We start from the raw sequence: 25,129 nt of genomic DNA on the forward strand, positions 1-25,129 counted from the left end.
GACAGCAGCTCGCCGCCCAGGGTGAGCTCGGCGGTGCGGACGTCGAAGCGGTGCTCGGTGACCTGGGCGCGCGCGGGTTCGACGGCGATGACCAGGTGCCGGTCCTTGTTCCAGTGCGGGCGCACCCACACGTCGTCGCCGACGCTCTGGTAGCCGGGCCGCTCGGGCGGGCCGGGCACGGGGCTGGAGACGATGCGGCGGCGGGCCAGGCTGCGGTTGAACACCACGAGCTCGATCTTCCACTCGCCGGGTTCCCAGTCGCCGGGACCGCGCAGACGGCGGGGGTCGACGACGACCGTGAAGCCGCCGTAGTCGTGACGCGCGGAGTCGGGCAGGTCCGGGAGGCGGTACTCGGCGGCCAGGCGGGTCCGCACCGGGACGCGGACGCGGCGCTTGGTGGCGGTGTTGACCACGAAGGCCACCACGTGCTGTTGCCAGCGCTTACGTGCGCGCAGGTTGCGGATGCCGATCCGGCCGCTGACGTGCAGGCGGCCGTCCTCCCAGTGGATGTCCTCGGTCTTCTGCCGGACCTTGATCTCGTCCTCGAGGCGGTAGATCTCCCGGGGGACCGCCTTGGCCGGGTCCTTGGCTCCGAAGAACGGGTAACGGATGTAGTAGCCGAGCCCCTGCCGGACGACCGTGGCCTTCTTGATCTCCACGCTCTTGGCGAAGGTGGCCACCTCCAGCACGTCGTCCAGCCGCCGCTTGCGCACCAGGTGGTACAGGAGGCGGTCCAGCACGTTCAGGCCGCGCAGGAGGCTGTCCGGGACGTGGTCGAGGTAGGCGTTGAGCAGGTCGAGGACGGTCTCGCGGACCTTCTGGTCCGCGTCGTCGAGGCGCAGGACGAGGCGGTGGAGTTCGCCCTGGAGGCGGATGCGGTCCCACAGCTCCCGGTCGGCCGTGGTGAGGTCGGCGCCGAGTTCGCGCATGGCCGTGACGCGGCGGGTGAGGGCCGCGCTCTCCAGCGGGGTGCCGGCCTTCTCTCGTTCGCGCATCAGCAGGACGGGCGCGGGCAGGACGTCGACGGCCTGGGCGAGCAGGGTGGCGCGGCCGATGGCGAGGTCGGCGTCCTCCTTGGCCACGCCGTGATCGGGCAGGGAGTCCCAGAACTCCCGGCGCCAGAGCCGGTTGCCGAGGGTGGCGTCCGCGATCAGGCCGGGGACCGCCCTGGGGTCCTCCGCGAGCCGGTGGCGGCCGAACTTGCGGTGCGCCTTGGAGGGTGCGGCGCCCAGCTCGTTGAACTGGTGGACGTTGCCGATGACCAGGTCTGAGCGGGTGTCGGCAGCGCTCTGGGCCAGGTGGGCCAGCGCGTAGGCGGTGAGCGCGTCGGAGCCGGCGAGGAAGAGCAGGTGGCTGCCGGTGGCGGCGGCCGCGCCCCTGGAGCGCGCCTCGGGGTGGTGCGGGGCGGGTTCCCCGGGCAGGAGGGTGACCCTCAGCCCGGCGGGCGGTGCCGCGGCGAAGGCGGTGGCAGTGGCCAGCCCGTCCTCGCGCGCGGACTCGACGGCCTCGTCCCCCTGGTCGTTCTCCTCCGGGAGGGTCTCGTCGGAGGTGGTCGCCTCGTCGTCCCCGTTCGTGTCCGGGTCGGTGGTCCCGGGGTCGGACGGTTCCGGCGCGGGGCCACCGTTGGTGGTACGGACCGGGGCGAGGACGATCTCGATGTCCGGTCGTGCGGCGCCGTCGCGCGCCGCCGCCCCGGTCTGGCTCTCGTCGCGTTGACGGGCCAGAGAGTCGAGGCAGTTCTGCAAGTGTGGTTCGGTGACGTCGAACGTCACGATGACTGTGGGTTCGGGCACGGAAGTTGACACCCTCCGGAGGGTTCGTCTCTACACGACGTGCGGGCACCGCGGTGCGGACGGTCCGCATGGAACAGACGGTCAGTAACTGAATGTAGACGGTTCACGACCCGTCTCGTGTCGAACCCGGAACAGTCGGGGGTGCGGGTACGAGGGGAGATGCGCGGTGTTGCGCCGCGCCTGTGCCCGGCGCTGTGCCAGGGCCCTGCACTAGGGTCTGATCCAGGATTATCACAGGCCCCGAGACACGGTGCGCACACCGACCGCCCCCAAAGCGTCCGGTCGGGGTCGTGGGGGGCGGGACACAGTGAAGAGGAACAGGCGGCGATGGCCTCTCCCGAGCACGAGGACGAACAGCGACAACCTGCCCCCGGGCGTCCGCTTCCCCCGGGTGACTCCCTTTTCACCCCGGGCGCGGGGCGGTTGCGCCACGAGGTGGAGCGGCTCAGCGCGGTGCCCCTGGTGTGGCTGCACCAGCGGCCGGGGTGGCTTCCGCCGGTGGTGTTGGGAGCGTTGTTCCTGGCGGGCCTGATGGCACCGGGCTGGTTGGGCGCTCCGTGCCTGCTGCTGGTGGCGGCGGCCTTCGGGTGGCTGGCCTTCCTGACCTGGCCCTCGCTCCACAGGCAGCAGCGGGTGCCCCGGGTCCTGATGATCGTCGTGGTGCTGGTGTTGGCGGTGGCGAGGATGCTGGGATTCTGAGGCCGGGGACGCTCGGCTTCCGGGGCCGGGGGACGCTCGTCACTCTTGTCAGTTTTGACAATCATTTTCGTTTTCGTGATAATGAAGCAGTGTCTGCCCAGTTCACGGAGGACGGGGCCCCGGGCCCCGACACCCCGCCCGCCTTCCAGGCCGTCGACGCGCACGCCGCCTACGACGGCGTCACCGTCCTCGACGGCGTGAGCCTCGACGTCCCCGTGGGTCAGACCATGGCCGTACTCGGACCCAACGGTTCGGGCAAGTCCACCCTGATGCGCGCGATGCTCGGCGTCGTGCCCCTCACCTCCGGCCGGATCCTCCTCCACGGGACGCCCCTGCGCCGGTTCCGGGACTGGAAGCGGATCGGGTACGTGCCCCAGCGGCTCACCGCCGGGGGCGCGGTGCCCGCCACCGTGCGTGAGATCGTCGCCTCCGGGCAGGTCGCCCGACGCCGCCGCCTCTCCCTGCCCACGCGGGCCGACCGCGCCGCCGTCGACGAGGCCCTGGCCGCAGTGGACCTGTCCGACCGCGCCGGGGACGCCGTGCGCGAGCTCTCCGGCGGCCAGCAGCAGCGCGTGCTCATCGCCCGCGCCCTCGCCGGACGCCCGGACACCTTCGTGATGGACGAGCCCATGGCCGGGGTCGACGCGAAGAACCAGCGCGCCCTGGCCCGGGCCATCGCCCGTCTGCGCGACCAGGGCAGCACCGTGGTCCTGGTGCTGCACGAACTGGGCCCCCTGGAGGAGGTCATCGAACGCGCGGTCGTGCTGGAGCACGGCCGGGTCGTGCACGACGGCCCCGCCCCCGCCGCGACCGGCGAGTGCGCGCGTCCCGGACACGAGCACCAGCATCCGCACCCCGACCCCAACGATCCCGACCCCAGCTCCACGCACGGCGCCGCGCCGGCGGAGATGGTCCGCCTGGAGGTACCCCGCCGTGACTGAGCTGCTCCAGTACGAGTTCATGCGGCGCGCGCTGCTCGCCGCGGTGCTGGTCGGCCTGGTCACCCCGATCATCGGCACCTTCCTGGTCCAGCGCAGGCTCGCCCTGCTGGGCGACGGCATCGGGCACATCGCCCTGACCGGTGTGGCGCTGGGCCTGCTCACGAGCACCTCACCGGTGCTCACGGCCGCTGTCGTGGCCACCCTGGGCGCCATCCTCATGGAGCTGGTCCGGGTACGCACGCGCACCAGCGGCGACGTCGCGCTGGCGCTGCTGTTCTACGGCGGTATCGCGGGCGGCGTCCTGCTCATCGGGATCACCCCGGGGGCGAGCAACGCCACCCTCACGTCGTTCCTGTTCGGTTCGGTGAGCACCGTCGGCGAGCAGGACATCTGGATCGTGGGCGTGCTCGCGGTGGGCGTGGTCGCGGTGCTGGCCGTGTTCGGACGGGAACTGTTCGTCCTGTGCCAGGACGAGGAGGTGGCCAGGGCCCACGGCCTCCCGGTCCGCTTCCTGAGCATCCTCCTGGCGGTGACCGCCGCGCTGACCGTGGTGATCGCGATGCGGGTGGTCGGCGTGCTGATGGTGAGCGCGCTGATGATCGTCCCGGTCGCCGCCGCGCAGCAGCTGAGCCGCAGCTTCCGGGTGACGATGGGGTTGGCGGTGCTGATCGGTCTGGTCTCCTCGCTCGGCGGGCTGACCACGGCCTTCTACTCCGACCTCGCGCCGGGGGCCACGATCGTGCTGCTGGCCCTGGCCGTCTTCTGCCTCGCCGTGTTGCTCGGCGGGGTCCTGCGCCGCGTGACCAAGCGGCGGACACCGGCACCCCAGCATCCCGTGGCGGGGGGTCCGGCGGATACGATGCCCCAGACAGATCGGGGGAGGGTGACACCATGAGTACACGTCGCGAGGCCGTCCGTCAGGCACTGACCGAGTCCTCCGGTTTCCGCAGCGCGCAGGACCTGTACGCGGACCTGCGTGCCGACGGTTCCAAGATCGGCCTGACCACGGTGTACCGGGCTCTCCAGGCACTGAGCGACTCCGGTGAGGTCGACGTCCTGCGCACCGACGACGGCGAGGCCGTCTACCGTGCGTGCGACACCGAGAGCCACCACCACCACCTGGTGTGCCGGACCTGCTCCACTGCCGTGGAGATCGAGGGTCCCACCGTGGAGCGGTGGGCCGCCGAGGTGGGGGCCAAGCACGGCTTCACCGGGGTGACCCACACGGTCGAGGTGTTCGGCACCTGCGGCCCCTGCTCGCTGCGTCCGGCCCCACAGGGCAGCGCACAGCAGGTCTGACCGACGACGCCCGAGGGCCCCTAGAATCCGCCCACGCGTGTGCGGGGCCCTCGTCGTGTGCGACCCCCGTTCACCGGGGCGGGTCCTCGCCGGTCGGGAGAGTGCACGCGGTCTCCACCCGGTGGTTACCGACTGGTAGCCGTGTCGTGTCATGGCTGGGCCAGGCTGTGCCCTCGTGTACAGACGAACCACGGCCGCGCTGCTGACCGCACTGCTGATCTCCCCGCTCCTGTCCGCCTCCCCCGCCTCCGCCTCCGCCTCCACTTCCGAGTCCAAGGACCTGACCGACCCCCGCGTCGTCACCCACAACGCCTTCCTCCTCCCCAGGGCCCTCTATCCCCACTGGGGCCAGGACGTCCGCGCCGACCTGACCGTCCGGGACGGGCTCCTCTCCGGTCAGGACGTCGTGGTCCTCCAGGAGCTCTTCGACAACTCCAGCGCCGACCGCCTGCGCGCGGGTCTGGCCGAGGAGTACCCGCACGGCACCCCCGTCGTGGGCCGTTCCAGGTCCGGGTGGGACCACACCACCGGGTTCCGCGACGTGACCGTCACCAACGGCGGTGTCAGCGTGCACAGCGTCTGGCCGGTCGTCCGGGCCGAACAGCACCTCTTCGCCCGCGCCTGCGGGGCCGACTGGTTCTCCAACAAGGGCTTCGCCTACGTCGAACTGGACACCCCCGACGGCCGCCTGCACGTGGTGGGCACCCACCTGCAGTCCGAGGACAGCGCGTGCGGCTCCGGCGAGGACGCGCGCGTACGCGAGGCCCAGATCGACCAGATCGTGGCTCTGCTGGACTCCAGGGGCATCCCCGACGACGAGCGGATCTACCTGGCCGGTGACCTGAACATCGTGGGCGGGGGCGCCGAGTGGGAGCGCGCCGTCGACCGACTGGACGCCGTGGCCCCCGACCACACGGGCGACGCGCCCTCCTGGGACCCCTCGAGCAACTCGATCGCCGCGCACGACTACGCGGACTGGGACGCCCAGCAGCTGGACCACGTCCTGCCGATCCGCAACGGCGCCGCACCGCGTGCCTACGTCAACGAGACCCGTGCGGTGAAGAGCGAACCCTGGACGGTACGCTCCGGGGGCCGCTCGTACACCTACGACGACTACTCGGACCACTACCCGGTGTTCGGTTCCACCCCGCGCCCCTGACCCCCGGCGGGAAGCACCCTCGACAGGCCCCCTGCCCATGGGGGAATCTGGGAAGGAACGTGTTGGGCCACTGGACGAAGCACCCGAAGAAGGAGGGTGAGGAGGCGCTCCGGCGGATCGCGGAGCTCGGGTGGCGGGTCGAGGACCCGCCCACGTACTACACGATCAAGTGTCCCTGCGGAGCCCATCAGCGACAGGTCCACCTGTCGCCCTCCAACCCCCACTACTGGACGCAGACCGTACGCTACGTGAGACGAGTGTGCCCGCCCGAGCAGCAGGAGGACGTGTGAGCGTGAGCGTGAGGACCGCCACCCAGCTGTCCCTCCAGTTCCGGCTGGGCTCCGCACCCGCGAGCACTCCGGAGATGGTCCACGCGCACGGTGAGGCCGTGATGCGGGAGCTGCTCGAACTGGAGCGGCACAACCCCGACTTCACCGACTCGACCGTGAGCACCGACGCCCTGGCGCGTAACGTCACCGTGGAGATCCTGGTCCTGGACGAGGGCGACCCCCTGCGGGTGCTGCGCCGGGCCCTGGACCTCGTCCGCACGGCGATCCACGCGGCGGGCGGCGCCACCCCGAACTGGCCGGTCGACGACCAGCCGAGCCGGGTGAACATGGCCACCGCCCAGGACCTGGTCACGGCCACCTGAGGTCTCGCCCCCGAGTCCGCGTGCGCGGAGGCCCCCACCGCGGGTCGCGGTGGGGGCCTCGTGTCGTCGGAGCAGTTCGACGGTCACCCCGCGGGACGGTGGCTGGCGCGGCGACGGCCGGACCTCTCGGTCGCCGCCTCACCGGGGAGCGCGGACCGCGCGACCAGCGGAACCCGTCAGCGGCCGTCCTGGGAGGGGTCGCAGCGTTCCAGCGTGGGGCGCTTGGCGTCGACACCGTCGCCCGAGGAGCGGCCGGTGAGGCGGCGGTGAATCCACGGCACGAGGAACTCGCGGGCCCAGTGCAGGTCCTCCTGCCGGGCCGTGCGCCAGTCACGGTCCTCGGGCGGCGGCCAGGCCTGGTTCCAGTCGGAGTCCACCGGGACGTCCAGGACCTCGCACACCCGCAGGGCCAGCCTCCGGTGTCCCTCGGAGGACAGGTGGAGGCGGTCCCAGTTCCAGGCGCGGGCGTCCGAGAAGATCTTCATGCTCCACACGTCGACGACGTCGCAGCCGTACCTGTCGGCCACGGCGCGCATGTGCATGTTGTAGGTGGCGATCTTGCCGCGCAGATGGCGCATGACCGGCTGCCAGTTGGTGTCGAAGCCGGTGAAGATGACCACCCGGGCGCCGGTGGCGCGCAGGTCGGCGACCATCGACTCGAAGATGGCCACGACCTGGTCCGGGTCACTGCCGGGCCGGATGATGTCGTTGCCGCCAGCGCACAGGGTGACGAGGTCGGGCTTCATCTCGACCGCGCGCGGCACCTGCTCGTCGCGGATCTGCGCGATGAGGCGCCCACGGATGGCGAGGTTGGCGTAGCGGACCTCGGGCACGTGGTGGGCCAGGTGTTCGGCCACACGGTCGGCCCAGCCCCGGTAGCGGCCGTTGGGCACGCTGCCGCTGTCCGGGTAGGGGTCGCTCATGCCCTCGGTGAAGCTGTCCCCGAGGGCGACGTAGGACAGGATGTCCTTGCTTTTCAGGTCACCGGGAGATCCGGTCGGCACACCGCTCATGGTGTTCGATGATGCAACTCGACGCCACGGTTACGCGACAGTAGGTTGCGGATTTCGCGCGTTTTGGGGCGGAACTCACACCATGCGCGGTGTGCCCGGAACAGTGTCGGAGGCGCGGTCAGCGGTCCTTGGAGAGCGGGGTGAGCACGGGGCGCTTGGCGGTCACCGTGTCGCCCGAGGACTTCCCCGTGAGGCGGCGGCCGATCCACGGCCCCAGGGAGTCCTTCACCCAGTTCAGGTCGTCCCGGCGCGCCTCGGTCCAGCTGACCGGTTCCGTCTCGGGCCACGGCTCGTCCCAGCGCTCACCGGTGGGCACCCCCAGGACCTCCGCCACGCGCAGCGCCAGACGCCGGTGGCCCTGCGGGGACATGTGCAGCCGGTCCTCGTCCCAGGCGCGGGGGTCGGTGAGCACGTCCATGGACCACTGGTCGACCAGGAAGCAGTCGTGCCTGTCGGCGATCGCGCGCACGTTCAGGTAGTAGCGCGCGAACGGCCCGATGGTGCCGCGCATGTACCCCGTGGAGACGTTCACCCCGGTGAACAGCACCACCTGGCTGCCCTGGGCGCGCAGGCGGGCCACCGTGTGGTCGAGGACCTTCGCCAGGCGCTCGGGGTCGCCGGCGGGGCGCAGCAGGTCGTTGCCGCCCGCGCACAGGGTGACCAGGTCCGGCGCCATCTCCAGGGCGGGCGGGACCTGGTCGGTGATGATCTGGCGGATGAGCTTGCCGCGCACGGCCAGGTTGGCGTACTCGATTTCGCCCACGTGGTCGGCCAGGTGCTCGGCCAGCCGGTCCGCCCAGCCCCGGAACACGCCGCTGCCGTCCGGGTAGGGGTCACCCACGCCCTCAGTGAAGCTGTCACCGATGGACACGAGTGACATCCCCGGCCTGACCAGCGCGTCGTCGGTCCGTCCCACCATCACTTCTCCTCCCCCGTCACCGGGTTGGGCACGGCACCGCCGTACCGGCGGTCCCGGCTCGCGTAGATCTCACAGGCCCGCCACAGGTCGCGGCGGTCGAAGTCGGGCCAGAGCCTCTCCAGGAAGACGAACTCGGCGTAGGCGGACTGCCAGAGCAGGAAGTTGGACAGCCGCTGCTCGCCGGAGGAGCGCACGAACAGGTCCACCGGGGGCACGTCCGGGGCGTACAGGTGCTGGGAGAGGGTGTCCTCGGTGATCTTCTCCGGGGAGATGCGCCCCTCGGCGGCCTGGCGGGCCAGCTCGCGGGCGGCGTCCACGATCTCGGCCTGACCGCCGTAGTTCACGCAGAACTGGAGGGTGAGCCGGGTGTTGTCCCGGGTCATCTCCTCGGCGTCCTTGAGTTCCTTGATGACGCTCTTCCAGAGCATCCCGGAGCGCCCGGCCCACTTGACGCGCACGCCGCGGGCGTGCAGCTCGTCGCGGCGGTTGCGGATGGTGTCCCGGTTGAAGCCGAGGAGGAAGCGCACCTCGTCGGGTGAGCGCTTCCAGTTCTCGGTGGAGAAGGCGTAGGCGGACAGGTTGGGGATGCCCATCTCCAGGGCGCCCTCGATCACGTCGAAGAGCGAGGACTCACCGGCCTTGTGCCCCTCGGTACGCGCCAGACCGCGTTCCTTCGCCCAACGACCGTTGCCGTCCATGACCACGGCCACGTGGCGTGGCACGAGGTCGGCCGGGACCTGCGGGGGCCGGGCCCCGCTCGGGTGCGGGACGGGCGGCGTGTAGTCCGGCTCGCGCCGCCTACCGTTGTCGAAGCTGAACAGACTCAAGAACGCTCCACATGGCGCAGTGATCGGATTCCGTTTTCCAGGTGCCACTGTAGGTAGGCCGCGACCAGCCCGCTGCACTCGGAGCGCTGCTTGCCGTCGCTGGCGTCCGCGCTGTCCCAGTCGCCCCCGAGCAGGGCCGACATGAGCCGGAGCGTGTCGGGCGCGGGGTGCGTGGAACCGTGGGGACGGCACACCGAGCAGACCATACCTCCGGCGTGCACCGCGAACGCACGGTGCTCCCCCCTGCTCCCGCAGCGGGCGCACTCGGTGAGGGCGGGCGCGTACCCGGCCACCGCCAGGGAGCGCAGGAGGTAGGCGTCCAGCACCAGCCGGGAGTCGTGGCTCCCCTCCCCCAGGGTGCGCAGGGCGCCGATGAGCAGGAGGAACTGGCGCAGGGCCGGGTCCTTCTCCACGGCGACGACCTTCTCGGCGGTCTCCAGCATGGCGGTGGCGGCGGTGTAGCGGGAGTAGTCGCTGACCACCGCGGCGCCGTAGGAGCGCACGGTCTCGGCCTGGGTGATGACGTCCAGGGTGCGGCCGGTGTGCAGCTGGAGGTCGACGTGGGTGCACGGTTCCAGCCGGGCTCCGAAGCGCGACTTGGTGCGGCGCACGCCCTTGCCGACGGCGCGGACCAGGCCGGTGCGCCGGGTCAGGAGGGTGACGATGCGGTCGGCCTCGCCCAGCTTCTGGTTGCGCAGGACGACGCCCTCGTCGCGGTAGAGACTCACCTCCCCATTGTCGCGGATGGTTCCGACCGCCCCGTGTCGCCCGACCCGTGTGGGCGCTCCGTGTCCCATCCCCGGTTCACCATGACGCGCACCACCCTGAGCTGGTTTATTACGGTTTGGATTCCCTTTTCTCGATATTTGCTCTACTCTCACGCGCTAGGGCCTGACGGTTTCGGTCCCGCCGCCCTTCCCCCGCGGCCAGGACGACCGTGACCGTAAACCCCACGCGGGTGCCCGATTCCCCATCCCGGTACGGAAGGCAGAGCGATATGGCGCGAGGTCGTCGAGGCAGGCGCAGGACAAGCGCTCGCGAACAGCGCTCAGACCGCGAGGCGCGACGCGGGAGGGTCCCGGTCGTGGCCGCAGTGGTGGCGGTCCCGGTGGGGCTGACCCTCGCCGGGGCCCTGGTGCTCTCCGGGCTCGGTGACCAGCCGGACCCGGCGGACGGCACGAGCGCCGCCGACGCGAGCGGCGAGATCGGGAGTTCGGTGAGCGACGACTCCAACGCTCCCGAGACGGACGCGGAGGACGACTTCTTCGCCGAGCCCACGGCTACCCCGGGCGACGCCGAGCCCCGGGGTGACGGCGGACCGAGGACCTCCACGGTCACCGCCTCGTCCTCCGCCGAGGAGGCCGAGGAGACCGGCTCCGACGAGGGCGGTCGCGAGGGCGGCGGCAGCGGTGGAGGCGGGGCCGGCAACGGCGGTGGCAGCGGCAGCGGAGGGGGCGGTGGCAACCAGACCACCGGCGGCCCCCGGACCACGGCCGTGGTGACCCTGGTCAACGACGAGCGCGCCGCCAACGGCTGCGGACCCCTGCGCGTGGACGACAGGCTGGCCGCGGCCGCCCAGGAGCACAGCGAGGACATGGCCGCGCGCGACTACATGTCGCACGAGAACCCCGACGGTGAGGGCCCGGGTGACCGGGCGCAGAGGCACGGCTACGACTCCTGGGGGGCGGAGAACGTCGCCAAGGGCCAGACCAGCGCCGAACAGGTCATGGAGGCCTGGATGAACAGCCCGGGCCACCGGGCCAACATCCTCAACTGCGGCCTGGAGTCGATCGGGGTCGGCGAGTCCGGCAACGCGTGGACCCAGAAGTTCGGCTGGGAGTAGTCCGGCCGTCCCGCGGGCGACATGAGGGCGGGCCGCGTCCCTGATGGGGCGCGGCCCGTTCGCGTTGTTTCGGACGTGTCGTGGACGTGTGTCCGGCTGTCCCGTCCGGGGCCGTCGGGCGCGCGGTCGGGGTTCGTTCCGTTCCGCGGGACGCTCGGGCGGGCAGAGGGCGGGGCCTCCCTCCTACAGCACGGAACGGGGCCCGCGACGAGTGTCGCGGGCCCCGTTCTCCCAGTGCCGGGGGAAGGTGCCGGGCGCCCTGTGCCGGGGGCGCCCGACGGTGGTGGATCAGGCGCGGGCGATGGCGCTGCACATGGCCTTCAGCGAGGCCGTCGTGATGCTGCTGTGGATACCGACGCCCCACACGGCCCTGCCGTCGATCTCGGCCTCCACGTAGGCGGCGGCGCGGGCGTTGCCGTCCTCACCCATGGAGTGCTCGACGTAGTCGATGACCCGGACCTTGACGTCCACGTCGGCCAGCGCGTCACCGAACGCGGAGATGGGACCGTTGCCGGTGCCCTTCAGCTCGCGGATCTCACCGTTGACGCGGGCGTCGGCGTGGATCGAGTAGGTGCCGTCCTCAGCGGTGCTGGAGCGGTGCGCCAGGACCGCCACCGGGCCGGTCTCGGCCAGGTAGGTCTGCGAGAAGATGTCCCAGATCCGGTCGGCCGGGAACTCGCCGCCCTCGGCGTCCATAAACTGCTGGATGACCTGGGAGAACTCGATCTGCAGGCGGCGCGGCAGGTCCAGCGAGTGGTCGCGCTGCATGATGTAGGAGACGCCGCCCTTGCCGGACTGGCTGTTGACCCGGATGACCGCCTCGTAGTTGCGGCCCACGTCCTTGGGGTCGATGGGCAGGTACGGGACGTCCCACGGGTAGTCCTCGACCGGCTTCCCGGCCTCCTCGGCGCGGGCGTTCAGGTCGGCGAAGCCCTTCTTGATGGCGTCCTGGTGGGAGCCGGAGAAGGCCGTGTACACCAGGTCACCGCCGTAGGGGTGGCGGGGCGCGACCGGCAGCTGGGTGCAGTGCTCGACCGTGCGGCGGATCTCGTCGATGTCGGAGAAGTCGATCTTCGGGTCGACGCCCTGGCTGAACAGGTTCATGCCCAGGGTCACCAGGCAGACGTTGCCGGTGCGCTCACCGTGGCCGAACAGGCAGCCCTCGACGCGGTCGGCGCCGGCCATGACGGCCAGCTCGGCCGAGGCCACACCGGTGCCGCGGTCGTTGTGCGGGTGCACGGACAGGACCACGTGCTCGCGCCGGGTCAGGTTACGGCTCATCCACTCGATCTGGTCGGCGTAGGAGTTGGGCGTGGAGCGCTCGACCGTGGCGGGCAGGTTCAGGATGATCTCGCGGCCGGGGCCGGGCCGCCAGACGTCCATGACGGCCTCGCAGACCTCCAGGGCGAAGTCCAGCTCGGTGTCGATGAAGATCTCGGGCGAGTACTGGTAGCCGAAGTACTCGGTCTCGCCCAGGTACTTCTCGGCGAAGCGGACCACGTGGCGGGTGCCCTCGACGGCGATGCCCTTGCAGGCCTCGCGGTCGACCCGGAAGACCACCCGGCGGAAGGTGGGCGCGGTGGCGTTGTACAGGTGCACGGTGGAGCGCTTGGCGCCGACCAGGCTCTGCACGGTGCGCTCGATCAGGTCCTCACGGGCCTGGGTCAGCACGGAGATCTGGACGTCGTCGGGGATCAGGTCGTCCTCGATCAGCGACCGGACGAAGTCGAAGTCGGTCTGGCTGGCGGAGGGGAAGCCGACCTCGATCTCCTTGTAGCCCATCTTGACCAGCAGCTGGAAGATCTCGTGCTTGCGGGTGGCGTCCATGGGCTCGATCAGCGCCTGGTTGCCGTCGCGCAGGTCGGTGGACAGCCAGCGCGGCGCCTCGGTGATGCTCTTGGCGGGCCAGGTGCGGTCGGGCAGGTCCACCGTCTGGAACGGCTGGTAGCGGTGGAACGGCATGGGGCTGGTCTTCTGCTGCGGCACCATAACGGTGTGGCTCCTCGGGAAAGTGTGGCGCGTGATGTCGTGGTCGACACGGCAAGCCGAAGTCCCGCGGCGAGGGGCCGACCTTCTAACGATCCCCGCCGCGGCCACTAAGAAGGAGGAGCTCGCGCAGCATAACGATCGTCACGCTAGCAGACAGTCAACGGATTCTGGTACCCAACGTCCACATGATGGGACACACCCTGCCTGAACTGGGACGCGCCGACCGGTTTCTCAGCATTTCCACCGATCCTCGAATTCAGGTACCTCGACTTCAAGATACAGCGGCGAGCAGCTACCCTGGAGGGGAACCCTTCAGTGCTAGGGGGGTCACACGGAGTCCGTCGGCGGGACCCAGGGTGCGGCCAACACCCGAGGCCCCGGCAGGCAGGTAAGCCCAGCCACCGCAGGGCCGGTACCGCCGACGGACATCCTCACTCCGTCGGCGTCAGTGGCCGGCGTCGAGGTCGAACTCGACCCACATGAGATACGCCCACTCCTCCTCGGTACCTATTCGTCTGCTCCCCCAACGGCTGGCGAAGTGCGCCATGAGCGTGAGTCCGGTCCCCTCGGCCTGCTCCACGCTTCCCCAGACCGGTGGAACCCGTGCCACGTCGACGGACTCCCGCTCCCCCACTGAGAGGCGTAAGACACGCTGGGACGGGCCTCTGTGGCGCAGGGACAGACTGCGGAACACGACGATCCCCCGACCGGCCCAGGAGGCCCGGGTCAGGGCCCCGGTGAACATCTCGCTCAGGCAGAGCCGCAGGGCGTCCTCGGTCTCCTCACCCACCCCGGGAAGGCGGGAGAGGTCCTGCACCAGGTCGTCGCGGGCCACGCGGATGCGGCAGGGGTCGCCCGGATACCAACGGGACTTCCAGCGCCGCTCGGTGCGGGGTTCGTTCGGGTGGATGCTGGTTCGGTTCACGGCTTCACTCCTCAGGATGATGGGGAAACACTCAGGACCGACGCCTCGTCATCGATCCAGACGCTCTGCCAGTCGGGCGTCACTGTCAGACCGAACCGGTCCGGCGCCGGGCGACCGGCCTCCTGCCAGAGGCCGTGGGCCCGTTCGAGTTCGTCGGCCAGGAACCTGGGGCCCTTCTGACGGACCTCGGACCTGCCGATCCTTGGTTCGGCAGGCGTGCGCAGGAGCGCCCAGGAACCCGTGGCCGAGTCCACGAGGCACAGGGACACCGAGTGGCCGGCTCCGTGGCGCACGGCCCAGCCCACCCCGGGGAGGAGGAGCCCCGCCGCGAACACGGCGGAGGCGTCGAGGATGTCGCCGCGGCCCAGCTCCGATCCGCGGACGGCACGGTCCGCCTCGGGACGCAGACTCCGTGAGAGACGACGCCAGAGAGCGAGCCCGCCCTGCTGGCCGCCGCTCCACCGCAGCGGCGCGAACCGGCCCCGTGCCAGGCCGTCCACGCCCACACGAAGGTCGGCCAGGGCCAGTTGCCGGGACGCGTCCCCCCAGGGCACGAGAATCCGGCCGCCGGGCTGGCACCGGCGTATCCAGGCGTAGGGGACCCGGTCGACCGGCGCGAAGCTCAGCACACGGTCACAGGGCCCCCGCTCCGGCCACCCCGCCGCCGTGTCGTCGCTGACCACCCGCGGTTCCAGGCCGGCGGAGGCCAGGCGGACACGGACGTGTTCGGATCGCGTGAAGCCGGATTCCACCGTGGTGACGGCGTCGTCGCCGAGCCGCATCGTCAGGAGTCCCGCGCAGTAGCCGCTTCCCGATCCGATCTCCAGAACCTGCATCCCCGGTGTGGCCCGGGAGGCGTCCAGGACCTCGGCCGCCAGCGAGGGGGAGCACACCGAGACACGGACCCGCCGCCCCTGCTCCTCCCCCGGCCCCGGCCCCGGCGGTTCCAGGATCTGGGAGTCGGCGTAGGCCCCGCGAAGCCACCCGTCCTCGTCCTCGTACCGGTCGAGCCGTACTCCCTCGGAGTCCTCGAACCGTTCGGGAACGAAGAGGTGACGTGGCAAGGACTCGAAGGAGGACCGCCACTCCATCGGTAACCGGCCCCGTGTCAGGAGCCGCCCGACGAGGTCGTTCCGGTGGGAAGTCACGGACGCCCCCCGTTCACCAGCCCTGACAGGTGGAGGGCCGTTTCTCGCGAGGGGCTGATTCGCTGGTGCGTTCGACGCCGTGTCTCGGTTTTCAAGGTGGACGGACTCCATCCGCCGCGATCCGGACCCAATCAGGGTCTTGAGTCCATTACACGGCCGTTCGTTCTGGGTAAGGATGAACAGGGACATGGGAACCCGATCACCCTTCCTCGCGGAATCCCGAACGGATATACACCGGTGGTATGAATGCCAAAACACCTGGCCCACGCGCCACTGAGGCCACCACTTCCTTTCTGGAGCCGCCTGGACGTCCGCCGCTCCCTCACCGAACGGGACGCGGGGAGGCTCTTCGGCCTCCTCCGGCAGCACACCGGAGCGAGCCAACAGGTCATCGGGTCCGCCGTGGACATGGCACAGCCCCACGTGAGCGCGATCATGTCCGGGCGCAGATCCGTCACCGCGCTCAACACGTGGCTCCGTGTGGCCGACGGCCTGGAGATGCCCACCCAGGCCAGACGCGCCCTCGGACTCGCCGATGGCCCGGAAAAGCATGATCATGTGGATCCTGGGACAGAACTGTCTCTACAGCATGGCGAATTCTCTCCCTCCACCACAACGGCGGGGGACATCGCCGAGATCACGTTGAGGGACCTCATGAAACGCAGAGACGCTTTCGCGGTCGGCGGAGGATTGATCGCTGGCGCCGCCCTGACGGAGCTGGTCGAACACTGGTTGGCGCCGCGCGCCGGAGGGCTGGTGAACGGAAGGAATTCGATCGGGGAACTGGAACTCGAAAGGATCGAGGCCGCCACGGTCTGCCTGAGGCACTGGAGCGAGCGGTGGCGGATGGGGACTCGGAGGAAGGCGGTGATCGGCCAGCTCTCGGAGGTCTCCGAACTGGTGGAGAACCCGCAGGGCGCACAGGTCCAGTCGAGGCTCTTCGCCGTCATGGCCGAGCTCGCCAAGATCGTGGCGTCGATGTCCTTCGACTCCGGGGATCACGCCACCGCCCAGCGCTACTACGGAATCTCGCTCAGGGCCCTGCAGCAGGCCGGGCCCGAGCACCGGGCCTACGGCATCGGCGTCCTGGCCGACATGGCACGCCAGATGCTCGACCTGCACCGCCCCGAGGACGCGCTCGACATCATCCGGCTGGCCCTGGACAAGTCAGACTCCCTCGGACTGCCGCCCGTGGCCCGGTCCCTGTTACGCACGCGGGAAGCGTGGTCGTACGCGCACATGGGCCGGGCCGAGGCCTTCCGCCGCTCCGTCCACCAGGCCGAGGACCTGTTCGAACAGGGAGGGGACGACCTGCCCCTGTGGGCGAGGAGCTTCGACCACGCCGAACTCTCGGGGGTGGTCGGCGCCCGTTACCGGGACCTGGGACGTCGTCAACGCGAACCCGCGGAGAGGCGACGCTACGCGGAGCTGTCGGCGGAGTACATCCTGCGGGCCCTGGAGACACGGCCCGAGGGCCAGGAGAAGGGGCGCGCGTTCGACCGCGTCGGGCTGGGCCGGACCTATCTGGTACTCGGTGATCCCACCGCCTCCGCGGCGTCCGTTCGCAGCGTGTTGCGATCCCGCTCAGCCATCGGGTCGGGGCGCGTGCGCAGGAGGCTTGAGGACTGGCACACCGAGGCCGCCGCCATGCACCGGGACCCGGACGTGGCGCAGCTCCGCGAGGAGCTCTCCTTTACCCTGCTTCCACTGCCCCGAACGTGAAAGGGATGCTGTGACACGGATAGGTATCACCGGACATTCGAACCTGACAGGGAACAGCGCCCAGGTGGTCAGGGGGGCTCTGGCCGATGCTCTCGCCCCGTACAGGGGCGGGGACCTGGTCGGGATCTCCTGCCTGGCACGCGGTGCGGACCAGCTCTTCGCTTCGGCCGTCCTGGAGGCGGGCGGTCGCGTCGAGGTCGTCCTGCCGTCGGCCGACTACCGTGAGAACAAGGTCAAGCCGCACGAGCGGGATTCCTTCGACGAGCTGCTCATCCGCGCCGACTCGGTCCGCTACATGCCGCACCGCAGTGCGGGCCGGGCGGCGTACGAAGCCGCGAACCAGACGCTGATCTCCCAGGCGGACCGCCTCTTCGCCGTGTGGGACGGCCAACCAGCCGACGGCCACGGTGGGACCGGGGACGCCGTGGAGACCGCCCGTCAGCGGGGTCTTCCGGTCGAGGTGATCTGGCCGGACGGCGTGCGACGCGGCTGAGGACCGCGTGCCGTGCTCACCCCTGCATCCCTCCCCCACAGCCTCACCGAGGAGTCTCCGACGCGGACGCCGAGAACTCTGTCCAACCCGACCACGCCGTTGACGGGCGTGGCGGCGATCGCGCCGTGGGAGTCCCCACGGCCTCATTCACAACCTAGCCTCCGCGACCTGCCCGTGTCCGCGTTTTCCAGAAACTCTCCGAGGAGGCTCCCACTGTTCGCCCGGGGCACGAGCCCCCGGGGACCGGGACCCCCACCCCGCCCTCCGCCTGCCCGCCCACGGACGGGGCCGACGACGTCCTCGCCACCCCGGCGGAACCGGGCTTCACCACGGAGGTGACGGAGCGATTCAGGGGCGGCTTCGACCGGACCGGGGGGAGGAACACCCCGAGACCGAGACCGCGCCACCCTGGATCCGGACACCCGAGGGCGACCCGCCTGGGCCGTCCGTGGCGACACACACCGACGTGTGCGGCGCACCAGAGCCGCGGACACCATCTCCGCCACCACCGGCGGCTCCGCCCCGGGGCACGGCCCTACCGCCCCTCCTCCTCACCCTCGGGTCACACCTGTCTCCTCACACCACTCGCACCACAGCGCGTCCCGTGGCACCATCCGCCACGGGACGCGATCATGTTCACTTCTCCCCCTCCCTCACCGCTTGGGGAACGGAGTTCCGTCGTGGCCACATCCGGACACGGAGAGCGAGGGCCCGGTGACAGCAAAAGCGGGCTTCACGTGGCAAGGGCGCCAAACCAGACAATGGGACACCCCTGCGCCTCGAAGCCACCCACATTGACAGTTCACGGCCCCCCGATCTCCAATATCGCCACATATCCGAAGCCTCACCCCCGCTCAACGGAGGCATCGTGTCCCTCACCCCCATCCGAAGAACCCTGGTCCCGGTGGCAGCGAGCGCCCTCCTTCTCGGCCTGCTCGCCCCCGGCGGCGCGACCGCCGAACCCTCCTACGACCTGTACGAGATCACCGGCGTGAGCACCGCCGAGGAGCGCTCGCGGATCGCCGCGTCCGGAGTGGCCATCGACCACGTGGGCGAGGACTCCGTCCTGGTCACCGGTTCGGTGCACGACATGGCCGAACTGGACGACCTCGGCTACTCAGCCGAGCCCTACGCTCTCCCCGAGACCTTCGCCAACCCCGATCCGGGCTACACGACCTACCCGGAGCTGCTGGAGATCATCGACGAGCTGGTCGCGGCCAACCCCGACATCGCCGCCAAGGAGGTGTACGGACAGTCCCACGAGGGCCAGGACCTCGTCGCGGTGAAGATCAGCGACAACGTGTCCGTGGACGAGGACCAGCCCGAGGTGCTGTTCACCCACTCCCAGCACGCCCGCGAGCACCTGACCGTGGAGATGGCGATCCACCTGATGCGCCTGTTCACGGACGGCTACGGCGAGGACGAGCGCGTCACCGGGCTGGTGGACAGCCGGGAGATCTGGATCCTGCCGAACGTCAACCCGGACGGCAGCGAGTACGACATGGCGGGCGACACCTGGCGGGACTGGCGCAAGAACCGTCAGCCCAACGAGGGTTCGTCGTCGATCGGCACCGACCTGAACCGCAACTGGGCCCACAACTGGGGATGCTGCAACGGCTCCTCCGGCGACCCGAGCAGCATCACCTACCGGGGCGACTCCGCCGAGTCGGCCCCCGAGGTCCGGGCCGTCGCCGACTTCGTCCGGAGCCGCGTGGTGGACGGCGAACAGCAGATCACCAGCGCCATCGACTTCCACACCTACAGCGAGCTCATCCTGTGGCCGTACGGGTACACCTACGACGAGGTCACCGACGGCATGAGCCGCGAGGAGTACGACACCCACCGCGCCCTGGGCGAGTACATGGCCGAGGCCAACGGCTACACGCCCCAGCAGTCCAGCGACCTCTACGTCACGGACGGCTCCATCAACGACTGGCTCTGGGCCGACCAGGGGATCGTCAACTACACCTATGAGATGTACCCGAAGTCGGCCAGGGACGGCGGCTTCTACCCGCCCTCGTCGGTGATCGAACGCGAGACCGCCCGCAACGAGGAGGCCGTGCTGCGTCTGCTCGACTACGCGGACTGTCCGTACCGCATCATCGGTGAGGAGGAGGCCTACTGCTCCTGACCCACAGGGTCACACCCGCGTAGGCCCGACGGAACGCCCCCTTGCACGTGCCGAGATAAGGTCCGCACGTGTGAGGGGGTTTCGTCGTTCATGGGGAGCGCCCGTCAGGACGCTCCACCGCCCGGGGCTCGGAGGGGTCCTCCCGGAGCCCGGACGCGAGGAAACCGGGGGTGGCGCTGAGCCAGCGAAGAACGTCACCACCCCCGGGGCTGGTGCGGGCCCCCTCCTGCCGGTCGCGGAGGAGGCCCGTGCCACGGGGTCGGGGTGCAGGTCCGACCCCGTGGCGGTCTGTGGGCTCCGGGCGCCGGGGCGCCCGGGCCTCGGAGCTACTCGCCGGGCAGCGGCTCGAACTCCTTGACGGCGTTGATCGCGGGACCGTGCGGGGTGTTGGCCTCGCGCTCGATCATGATCTCCACGAGCACCGGCCGGGAGGTGGACTGGGCCTGCTTGCGGGCCCACTCCAGGGACTCACGGATCTCCCCCGGCTCCCAGACGCGGCGGCCGGAGCAGCCATAGGCCTCCATCAGCTTGACGCTGTCGGTGCCGTACTCGTCGTAGTGGATGTCCACCTGGTAGTTCATGTCGAACGGGATCGACGCCTGGCGGATCAGGCCCAGGTACTCGTTGTTGAGCATGATGATCACGTACGGCACGTTGTACTGCGCCGCGACCGCGAGCTCCTCGACCATGTACTGGAAGCCGTAGTCACCGACGATGCCGACCACCTCGGCGTCCGGCTCGGTGTTCTTGAGGGCCTTCTTGACGCCGATGGCCGCGGGGATCTCCCAGCCGAGCGGGCCCGCCTGGCCGCAGATCTGGTAGTGGCGCGGCTTGTAGGCCTTCTGGTGCTGGCCGCCCCAGATCTGGTAGAGGCCGATGGCGGTGACGAAGTAGGTGTCCTCGTCGAAGACCTCGTTGATCTCCTTGTAGACGCGGGGCGCCTTCACGGGGACGGTGTCGAAGTCCTCGCGGCGGGTCAGGGTCGACTTGAGTTCGTTGATCCGCTCGATCCACGCACCCACCCTCGCCTTGGCGTCGCGGCGCTTGGCGGCGGCCAGCAGTTCCTGGAGGAACAGTCCGGCGTCGGAGACCACGCCGAGGTCGGGCTCGAAGACCCGGCCGATCTGGGTCGCCTCGATGTCCACGTGGATGAACCTGCGCTCGCCCCGGTAGACGTCGATCTGGCCGGTGTGGCGGTCGGCGAAGCGCGCGCCCACGGCCAGGACCAGGTCCGACTCCAGGAAGGAGGCGTTGCCGTAGCGCTGGGAGGTCTGCACGCCGGTCATGCCGGAGTACAGGGGCGAGTCCTCGTCGAAGGAGCCCTTGCCCATGAGGGTGACCTGGACCGGGACCTGGAGGTGCTCGGCCAGTGCGCGCAGGTCGTCGGAGGCCTCCGCCAGGATCACGCCGCCACCGGCGAGGATGAGCGGGCGCTCGGCCTCCAGCAGCAGGTCCAGGGCGCGCTCGACGCGGGGCAGGTGCGGCTCGACCGTGTTGATCTTGAGAGCGGCGTCCAGCTCGGGGTCGTACTCGATGAGTTGCTGGGCGACGTCCACCGGGATGTCGACCAGCACGGGGCCGGGGCGGCCCTCCTGGGCGATCCGGAAGGCCTCGCGGAAGATCCACGGGGCGGTGGCCGCCTCCTTGATCTGGACGGCCCACTTGGTGACGGGCTTGGCGATCTCGACGATGTCGACCGCCTGGAAGCCCTCCTTGTCCAGCAGGTCGGTGCGCTGCTGACCGGTGATGCACACGATCGGGACCGAGTCCGCGATGGCGGTGTACAGGCCGGTGATCATGTTGGTCCCGGCGGGACCGGAGGTGCCGATGGCCACGCCGACCCCGCCGGTCGTGCGCGACCAGCCGTCGGCCATGTGGGTGGCGCCCTCCTCGTGGCGGACGGTCAGGTGCTCGATGCCGCCCACCTCCTCCATCGCCTTGTAGAGGGGGAGGATGGCCGCGCCGGGGCAGCCGAAGGCGGTGTCGACGCCCTCGTCCTTGAGAACCTCCACGACGGCGTTCATCGCGGGCATTTTCGCCATGGGAGCGAACCCTTCAGTGCTGGGGTGGCTGGAGTGCCGGGGACGCCCTTCGGTGGACGCCCCGGCCGCCAGGGGTGAGTGCCAGGGGTGAGTGCCAGGGGTGGGGCGACGCCGCCGCCTGCCTCCCGGGTGGGCCAACACCCGGGGGCCGCGCGCCGCTCCGTTCATACGGATTCTCTGTGCCAGGGGTACTGCTGGTGCGACCGCGGCCGGTGGGCCGGGCCGTGGGCCGGGGCCCCTACTCGCCCTCGCGGCCGGAGAGCTGCTCGACGATCTTGAGCAGGGCCGAGTGGTCGAGGCCGCCGTGGCCCTGGTTCTTGAGCGCGGCCACGTACTGCGCCACCTGCGAGCCCAGCGGGATCGCCACACCGGCGGCGCTCGCGGAGTCGGTGATGATGCGCATGTCCTTGTCGTGCAGGGCGATCCGGAATCCGGGAGCGAAGTCGCGCTCGCGCATGGCCGCGCCCTTGCGCTGGAGCACGGTGCTGCCGGCGAGCCCGCCGCCCAGGACCTCCAGGCCGGATTCGGTGTCCACGCCGTGGGCCTCCAGGAAGACCAGGGCCTCGGCGAGGAGCTGGATGTTGCCCGCCACGATGAGCTGGTTGGCGGCCTTGACGGTCTGGCCGGACCCGCTGGGACCGACCAGGACCGGCGTGGTGCCCAGGACGTCGAAGACGGGGCGCGCCGCCTCGAAGTCCTCGGGGGCCCCGCCGACCATGATGGACAGCTTGGCCTCGACGGCTCCGGCCTCGCCGCCGCTGACCGGCGCGTCCAGGACACGCAGGCCGCGCTCGGCCCCGGCCGCGGCGACCTCTCGGGCGACGTCGGGGCGGATGGTGCTCATGTCGATGACCAGGGTGCCGGGCTTGGCGTTGTCGTAGACGCCGCCCTCGCCGCGCAGGACCTGGTCGACGTCCGGGGAGTCCGGGACCATCGTGATGACGACGTCGGCGTCGGAGACGGCCTCGGCGACGCTTCCGCCGCGCAGGCCGCCCTCGGCGACCAGAGCGTCCACCCTCGCGCTGCTGCGGTTGTGGCCGGTGACGGTGTGTCCGGCGCGGACGAGGTTGACGGCCATGGGAAGCCCCATGATGCCCAGGCCGATGAAGGCGATCTTCCTGGCGGCCATGTCGGCCCCCTTTCAGGCTGTGGGTGTGGCTGGTTGTGCGGTGGCTGGTGCGACCCTGCTGGCCGCGGTGACCCGTGGGTCAGTCGCGCCAGCCGAAGCTCTCGGCGCTGGGGACGGTCGGCTTGTACTCCAGGCCGACCAGGCCCCGGTATCCGCCCGCCTGGGCGGCGGAGAGGAGTTCGTCGATGGGCAGGTCGCCGGTGCCGGGCTCGCCGCGTCCCGGGGCGTCGGCGATCTGGATGTGGCCGAACTCGGCCGCGTGGTCGCGGACGACGGCGGCGACGTCCTCGCCGTTGACGGCCAGGTGGAAGAAGTCCGCGAGGAGGGCGACGTTCTCGGCCCCGGCCTCCCTGACCCTGGCGACGAAGGCGAGGCCCTCGGAGGCGGTCTTGAGCGGGTAGTCCTCGGAGCCGCTGATGGGCTCGACGAGGACGGTGCCGCCGACCTTGGCCACCGCGTCGGCTGCGGCCACCGCGTTGCGCACGGCGAGGCGGTCCTGCTCGGCCGGGTCCACGCCGTCCTGCCGCAGGCCGTAGAGGGCGTTGAAGCCGGTGGTTCCGGTGCGCTCGGCGATCTGGGCGACCACCTCGGCGTTGGCGAGGAACTCGTCGGCGCGGGAGGGGTGCGACAGGACGCCGCGGTCGGGGCCGGGGAGCTGTCCGGCGAAGAAGTTGAGGCCGCTGAGGCGCACGTCCGCGTCGTCGAGGGCGGCGACGAAGGCGTCGATCTCCGCCTGCGCCGGGGTGGCGCTCTCGAAGGGCCACCAGAACTCGACGGCGTGGAAGCCCGCGTCCCGTGCGGCCCGGGGGCGCTCGTTGACGGGGAGCTCGGTGAACAGCAGGGAGCAGTTCACCGTGTACCCGAGTGTGTGGCTCATGCGTTGCCTCCGGCATCCACTTCCATATTGCGGAAAGTAGTTTTCACTTTAAGGAATGATCTGAGTGTGGGCCGGACCACCGCCACTTGTCAACCACCCGGCGAGCCGACCTTCGAGCCCTCACCACCCGAGCCCCCGCGAACGCGCCCGACAAACCCCGAGGCCACACCCCCACCCGCCCCGGAGGACTCAGGAGCGAGCAGGAACGTCACGCTTTCTTCGCGGGAGGCCACAGATTCGTCTGTTTTTCCGATTTCTCCCCTTGCGAGTGTTGACAAGGTCACACTGCCATCAACTAGAGTCCCTGCAATCCGTAATACGGAATCAGGTATCTGCACTACGAAAGCCCAGGCCGGTACGACGATCCAGCGCCCCACACGGCGCGGGGGCCGAGTGCCGGCCGAGCCACGGGAGAACACATGCCCGAGACCACCCCGGACCAGTCGGGGGACGCCCCCGAGCCGGGTCTGGCGCGTCTGAACGCCCTGTCCCGGCAGGAGCTGCGCACCGAACTCGCGCAGTGCCTGAACGTGGACCGCTGGGTCGAGGCCGTGGCCTCCGAAGCGCCCTACGCCGACCGCCGGAACCTGCTCTCCGTGGCCGACACCCACGCGCGCGGAATCACTCCTGCCGAGGTCGCCACCGCCCTGGCCCGCCACCCCCGCATCGGGGAGAAGGCCAAGGGGAAGGACACCGAGTCCGCCTGGTCACGCGGGGAACAGTCGGCGTTCGCCGCCGACACCGACGACGCCTCCGCGAGGGTCCAGCGGATCTTCACGTTCGCCCAGGGTGAGTACGAGGGAAGGTTCGGACAGATCTACCTTGTCTGCGCCAGCGGCCGCAGCAGCCGCGAACTCCTCGCGGACCTGGTCGGCCGACTGGACAACGACCCCGAGACCGAGCTGACCGTGGTCGGTGAGGAGCTCCGCAGGATCTCCGGACTCCGCCTGGTCAAACTCCTGGAGGCAGCATGAGCCACGTGACCACCCACATCCTGGACGCCGCCCTGGGCGCGCCAGCCCGCGACGTCCCGGTCCGCCTGGAGGCCGCCGCCGACCCCGGTCGCACCTCGTGGACCACCGTCGCGGAGGGCCGCACCAACGACGACGGCCGTGTGCCCGACCTCGGACCCGACCAGCTCTCCGCCGGCTACTACCGGGTCGTCTTCGACACCGGGGCCTACTTCGCGGCGACGGGACAGAGGGGCTTCTACCCCGAGGTCACCATCGTGTTCGACCTCGCGGAGGAGGACCAGCACTACCACGTGCCGCTCCTCCTGAGCCCGTTCGCCTACTCGACCTACCGCGGCTCGTAGGTCGGGCGCGCCCGACCGCGAGCACACCTTCCCCACCACGGTCCCCGCCCACGAACGAAGGAGCCCGCCTGGCGGCACCCACCACGTAGCACCCTCACCTCTTCGAGTGCGTGACAGGTCCTTCCGCATGACCACAGCGGTCCTCCCTCATACGCACAGCGCACCGACGCGTGGCAGCACGCGCGGCGCGAGCGATGAAACCGAATCCACACG

Annotated in this window: 23 protein-coding genes and 2 pseudogenes; 14 read left to right on the plus strand and 11 right to left on the minus strand. The window is 70.5% G+C overall.

Annotated elements, in window-relative coordinates; all coding sequences use genetic code 11:
• Nucleotides 1-1,793 (minus strand): annotated as a pseudogene (locus D452_RS0121790) (CDP-glycerol glycerophosphotransferase family protein); the annotation flags it as partial.
• Nucleotides 1,794-2,120: 327 nt separating this feature from the next.
• Between D452_RS0121790 and D452_RS0121795 the strand changes: the two are divergent.
• From D452_RS0121795 to D452_RS0121825, 7 genes are all read left to right on the plus strand, one after another.
• On the plus strand, nt 2,121-2,492 hold the full coding sequence (locus D452_RS0121795) for a DUF6703 family protein (protein WP_017546260.1): 372 nt from the start codon (nt 2,121-2,123) through the stop codon (nt 2,490-2,492).
• 89 nt (nt 2,493-2,581) lie between these two features.
• Nucleotides 2,582-3,433 carry a metal ABC transporter ATP-binding protein gene (locus D452_RS0121800; protein ID WP_017546261.1) on the plus strand — a complete coding sequence of 284 codons (852 nt, stop codon included), beginning with the start codon at nt 2,582-2,584 and terminating at the stop codon, nt 3,431-3,433.
• The gene (locus tag D452_RS0121805) at nt 3,426-4,328 is read left to right on the plus strand and encodes a metal ABC transporter permease (protein ID WP_017546262.1); all 903 of its coding nucleotides are present in this window, start codon (nt 3,426-3,428) and stop codon (nt 4,326-4,328) included. The genes D452_RS0121800 and D452_RS0121805 overlap by 8 nt, the downstream gene beginning before the upstream one ends.
• Nucleotides 4,325-4,732, plus strand: coding sequence for a Fur family transcriptional regulator (locus D452_RS0121810; protein WP_017546263.1), 408 nt, complete (start codon nt 4,325-4,327; stop codon nt 4,730-4,732). Before D452_RS0121805 ends, D452_RS0121810 begins: the two co-directional genes overlap by 4 nt.
• Nucleotides 4,733-4,907: 175 nt before the next feature.
• A complete protein-coding gene (gene sph, locus D452_RS0121815; protein WP_017546264.1) occupies nt 4,908-5,891 on the plus strand; it encodes a sphingomyelin phosphodiesterase in 984 nt (327 codons plus the stop codon).
• Nucleotides 5,892-5,950: 59 nt separating this feature from the next.
• Entirely contained in the window at nt 5,951-6,181 is a 231-nt protein-coding gene (locus D452_RS0121820) for a hypothetical protein (protein ID WP_239646431.1), read from the plus strand.
• Nucleotides 6,182-6,183: 2 nt separating this feature from the next.
• Nucleotides 6,184-6,543: a hypothetical protein gene (locus D452_RS0121825; RefSeq protein ID WP_110048076.1), complete on the plus strand. Its 360-nt coding sequence runs from the start codon at nt 6,184-6,186 to the stop codon at nt 6,541-6,543.
• Between the two features lie 176 nt (nt 6,544-6,719).
• Here the strand turns inward: D452_RS0121825 and D452_RS0121830 are convergent, their stop codons facing one another.
• From D452_RS0121830 to recO, 4 genes are all read right to left on the minus strand, one after another.
• Nucleotides 6,720-7,556: an SGNH/GDSL hydrolase family protein gene (locus D452_RS0121830; protein WP_017546267.1), complete on the minus strand. Its 837-nt coding sequence runs from the start codon at nt 7,554-7,556 to the stop codon at nt 6,720-6,722.
• 118 nt (nt 7,557-7,674) lie between these two features.
• The gene (locus D452_RS0121835; RefSeq protein ID WP_017546268.1) at nt 7,675-8,475 is read right to left on the minus strand and encodes an SGNH/GDSL hydrolase family protein; all 801 of its coding nucleotides are present in this window, start codon (nt 8,473-8,475) and stop codon (nt 7,675-7,677) included.
• Nucleotides 8,475-9,302, minus strand: coding sequence for an isoprenyl transferase (locus tag D452_RS0121840; protein ID WP_017546269.1), 828 nt, complete (start codon nt 9,300-9,302; stop codon nt 8,475-8,477). Before D452_RS0121840 ends, D452_RS0121835 begins: the two co-directional genes overlap by 1 nt.
• Nucleotides 9,299-10,030, minus strand: coding sequence for a DNA repair protein RecO (gene recO, locus D452_RS0121845; protein ID WP_026129554.1), 732 nt, complete (start codon nt 10,028-10,030; stop codon nt 9,299-9,301). The genes D452_RS0121840 and recO overlap by 4 nt, the downstream gene beginning before the upstream one ends.
• 356 nt (nt 10,031-10,386) lie before the next feature.
• On the opposite strand from recO, the gene D452_RS0121850 reads away from it, so the two are divergent.
• A complete protein-coding gene (locus tag D452_RS0121850) occupies nt 10,387-11,145 on the plus strand; it encodes a CAP domain-containing protein (protein ID WP_017546271.1) in 759 nt (252 codons plus the stop codon).
• A 288-nt stretch (nt 11,146-11,433) separates the two neighbouring features.
• Here D452_RS0121850 and leuA read toward each other — a convergent pair whose 3' ends face one another.
• The 3 genes from leuA to D452_RS0121865 form a co-directional block, all read right to left on the minus strand.
• Nucleotides 11,434-13,134, minus strand: coding sequence for a 2-isopropylmalate synthase (gene leuA / locus D452_RS0121855; protein WP_017546272.1), 1,701 nt, complete (start codon nt 13,132-13,134; stop codon nt 11,434-11,436).
• A 445-nt stretch (nt 13,135-13,579) separates the two neighbouring features.
• Nucleotides 13,580-14,059 (minus strand): hypothetical protein, encoded by a 480-nt coding sequence (locus tag D452_RS0121860; RefSeq protein ID WP_017546273.1) that lies wholly within the window; start codon nt 14,057-14,059, stop codon nt 13,580-13,582.
• An 11-nt stretch (nt 14,060-14,070) separates the two neighbouring features.
• Complete coding sequence (locus D452_RS0121865) at nt 14,071-15,207, minus strand: methyltransferase domain-containing protein (protein WP_026129557.1); 1,137 nt, start codon at nt 15,205-15,207, stop codon at nt 14,071-14,073.
• A 246-nt stretch (nt 15,208-15,453) separates the two neighbouring features.
• Here D452_RS0121865 and D452_RS31865 point away from each other — a divergent pair.
• From D452_RS31865 to D452_RS0121880, 4 genes and pseudogenes are all read left to right on the plus strand, one after another.
• Nucleotides 15,454-15,672: pseudogene (locus D452_RS31865) on the plus strand (hypothetical protein); the annotation flags it as partial.
• Nucleotides 15,673-15,861: 189 nt separating this feature from the next.
• The gene (locus D452_RS0121870; protein WP_233515577.1) at nt 15,862-16,929 is read left to right on the plus strand and encodes a hypothetical protein; all 1,068 of its coding nucleotides are present in this window, start codon (nt 15,862-15,864) and stop codon (nt 16,927-16,929) included.
• A 10-nt stretch (nt 16,930-16,939) separates the two neighbouring features.
• Entirely contained in the window at nt 16,940-17,422 is a 483-nt protein-coding gene (locus D452_RS0121875) for a hypothetical protein (protein ID WP_026129559.1), read from the plus strand.
• Nucleotides 17,423-18,290: 868 nt separating this feature from the next.
• On the plus strand, nt 18,291-19,553 hold the full coding sequence (locus tag D452_RS0121880; RefSeq protein WP_017546276.1) for a M14 family metallopeptidase: 1,263 nt from the start codon (nt 18,291-18,293) through the stop codon (nt 19,551-19,553).
• A 326-nt stretch (nt 19,554-19,879) separates the two neighbouring features.
• Here the strand turns inward: D452_RS0121880 and gcl are convergent, their stop codons facing one another.
• The 3 genes from gcl to D452_RS0121895 all read right to left on the minus strand — a co-directional run bounded on the left by gcl (nt 19,880) and on the right by D452_RS0121895 (nt 23,601).
• On the minus strand, nt 19,880-21,595 hold the full coding sequence (gene gcl / locus D452_RS0121885) for a glyoxylate carboligase (protein ID WP_026129561.1): 1,716 nt from the start codon (nt 21,593-21,595) through the stop codon (nt 19,880-19,882).
• Nucleotides 21,596-21,833: 238 nt separating this feature from the next.
• The gene (locus tag D452_RS0121890; protein ID WP_017546278.1) at nt 21,834-22,724 is read right to left on the minus strand and encodes a 2-hydroxy-3-oxopropionate reductase; all 891 of its coding nucleotides are present in this window, start codon (nt 22,722-22,724) and stop codon (nt 21,834-21,836) included.
• Nucleotides 22,725-22,803: 79 nt separating this feature from the next.
• Nucleotides 22,804-23,601: a hydroxypyruvate isomerase family protein gene (locus tag D452_RS0121895; RefSeq protein ID WP_017546279.1), complete on the minus strand. Its 798-nt coding sequence runs from the start codon at nt 23,599-23,601 to the stop codon at nt 22,804-22,806.
• A gap of 419 nt (nt 23,602-24,020) precedes the next feature.
• Between D452_RS0121895 and D452_RS0121900 the strand changes: the two genes are divergently transcribed.
• Together D452_RS0121900 and uraH are read left to right on the plus strand one after the other, a co-directional pair.
• On the plus strand, nt 24,021-24,575 hold the full coding sequence (locus tag D452_RS0121900) for a 2-oxo-4-hydroxy-4-carboxy-5-ureidoimidazoline decarboxylase (RefSeq protein WP_017546280.1): 555 nt from the start codon (nt 24,021-24,023) through the stop codon (nt 24,573-24,575).
• Nucleotides 24,572-24,916: a hydroxyisourate hydrolase gene (uraH, locus tag D452_RS0121905; RefSeq protein ID WP_017546281.1), complete on the plus strand. Its 345-nt coding sequence runs from the start codon at nt 24,572-24,574 to the stop codon at nt 24,914-24,916. The genes D452_RS0121900 and uraH overlap by 4 nt, the downstream gene beginning before the upstream one ends.
• Nucleotides 24,917-25,129 lie beyond the last annotated feature (213 nt).

The sequence above is a fragment of the Nocardiopsis prasina DSM 43845 genome, assembly GCF_000341265.1.
GTDB lineage: Bacteria > Actinomycetota > Actinomycetes > Streptosporangiales > Streptosporangiaceae > Nocardiopsis > Nocardiopsis prasina.

Excerpts from the sequence above, each read along its gene's own strand:
- leuA (WP_017546272.1), bottom strand. The coding sequence starts at position 13,134 with ATGGTGCCGCAGCAGAAGACCAGCCCCATGCCGTTCCACCGCTACCAG.
- D452_RS0121795 (WP_017546260.1), top strand. The coding sequence starts at position 2,121 with ATGGCCTCTCCCGAGCACGAGGACGAACAGCGACAACCTGCCCCCGGG.
- gcl (WP_026129561.1), bottom strand. The coding sequence starts at position 21,595 with ATGGCGAAAATGCCCGCGATGAACGCCGTCGTGGAGGTTCTCAAGGAC.
- D452_RS0121895 (WP_017546279.1), bottom strand. The coding sequence starts at position 23,601 with ATGAGCCACACACTCGGGTACACGGTGAACTGCTCCCTGCTGTTCACC.
- D452_RS0121810 (WP_017546263.1), top strand. The coding sequence starts at position 4,325 with ATGAGTACACGTCGCGAGGCCGTCCGTCAGGCACTGACCGAGTCCTCC.
- D452_RS0121870 (WP_233515577.1), top strand. The coding sequence starts at position 15,862 with ATGAAACGCAGAGACGCTTTCGCGGTCGGCGGAGGATTGATCGCTGGC.
- uraH (WP_017546281.1), top strand. The coding sequence starts at position 24,572 with ATGAGCCACGTGACCACCCACATCCTGGACGCCGCCCTGGGCGCGCCA.
- D452_RS0121835 (WP_017546268.1), bottom strand. The coding sequence starts at position 8,475 with ATGGTGGGACGGACCGACGACGCGCTGGTCAGGCCGGGGATGTCACTC.
- D452_RS0121900 (WP_017546280.1), top strand. The coding sequence starts at position 24,021 with ATGCCCGAGACCACCCCGGACCAGTCGGGGGACGCCCCCGAGCCGGGT.
- D452_RS0121830 (WP_017546267.1), bottom strand. The coding sequence starts at position 7,556 with ATGAGCGGTGTGCCGACCGGATCTCCCGGTGACCTGAAAAGCAAGGAC.
- D452_RS0121890 (WP_017546278.1), bottom strand. The coding sequence starts at position 22,724 with ATGGCCGCCAGGAAGATCGCCTTCATCGGCCTGGGCATCATGGGGCTT.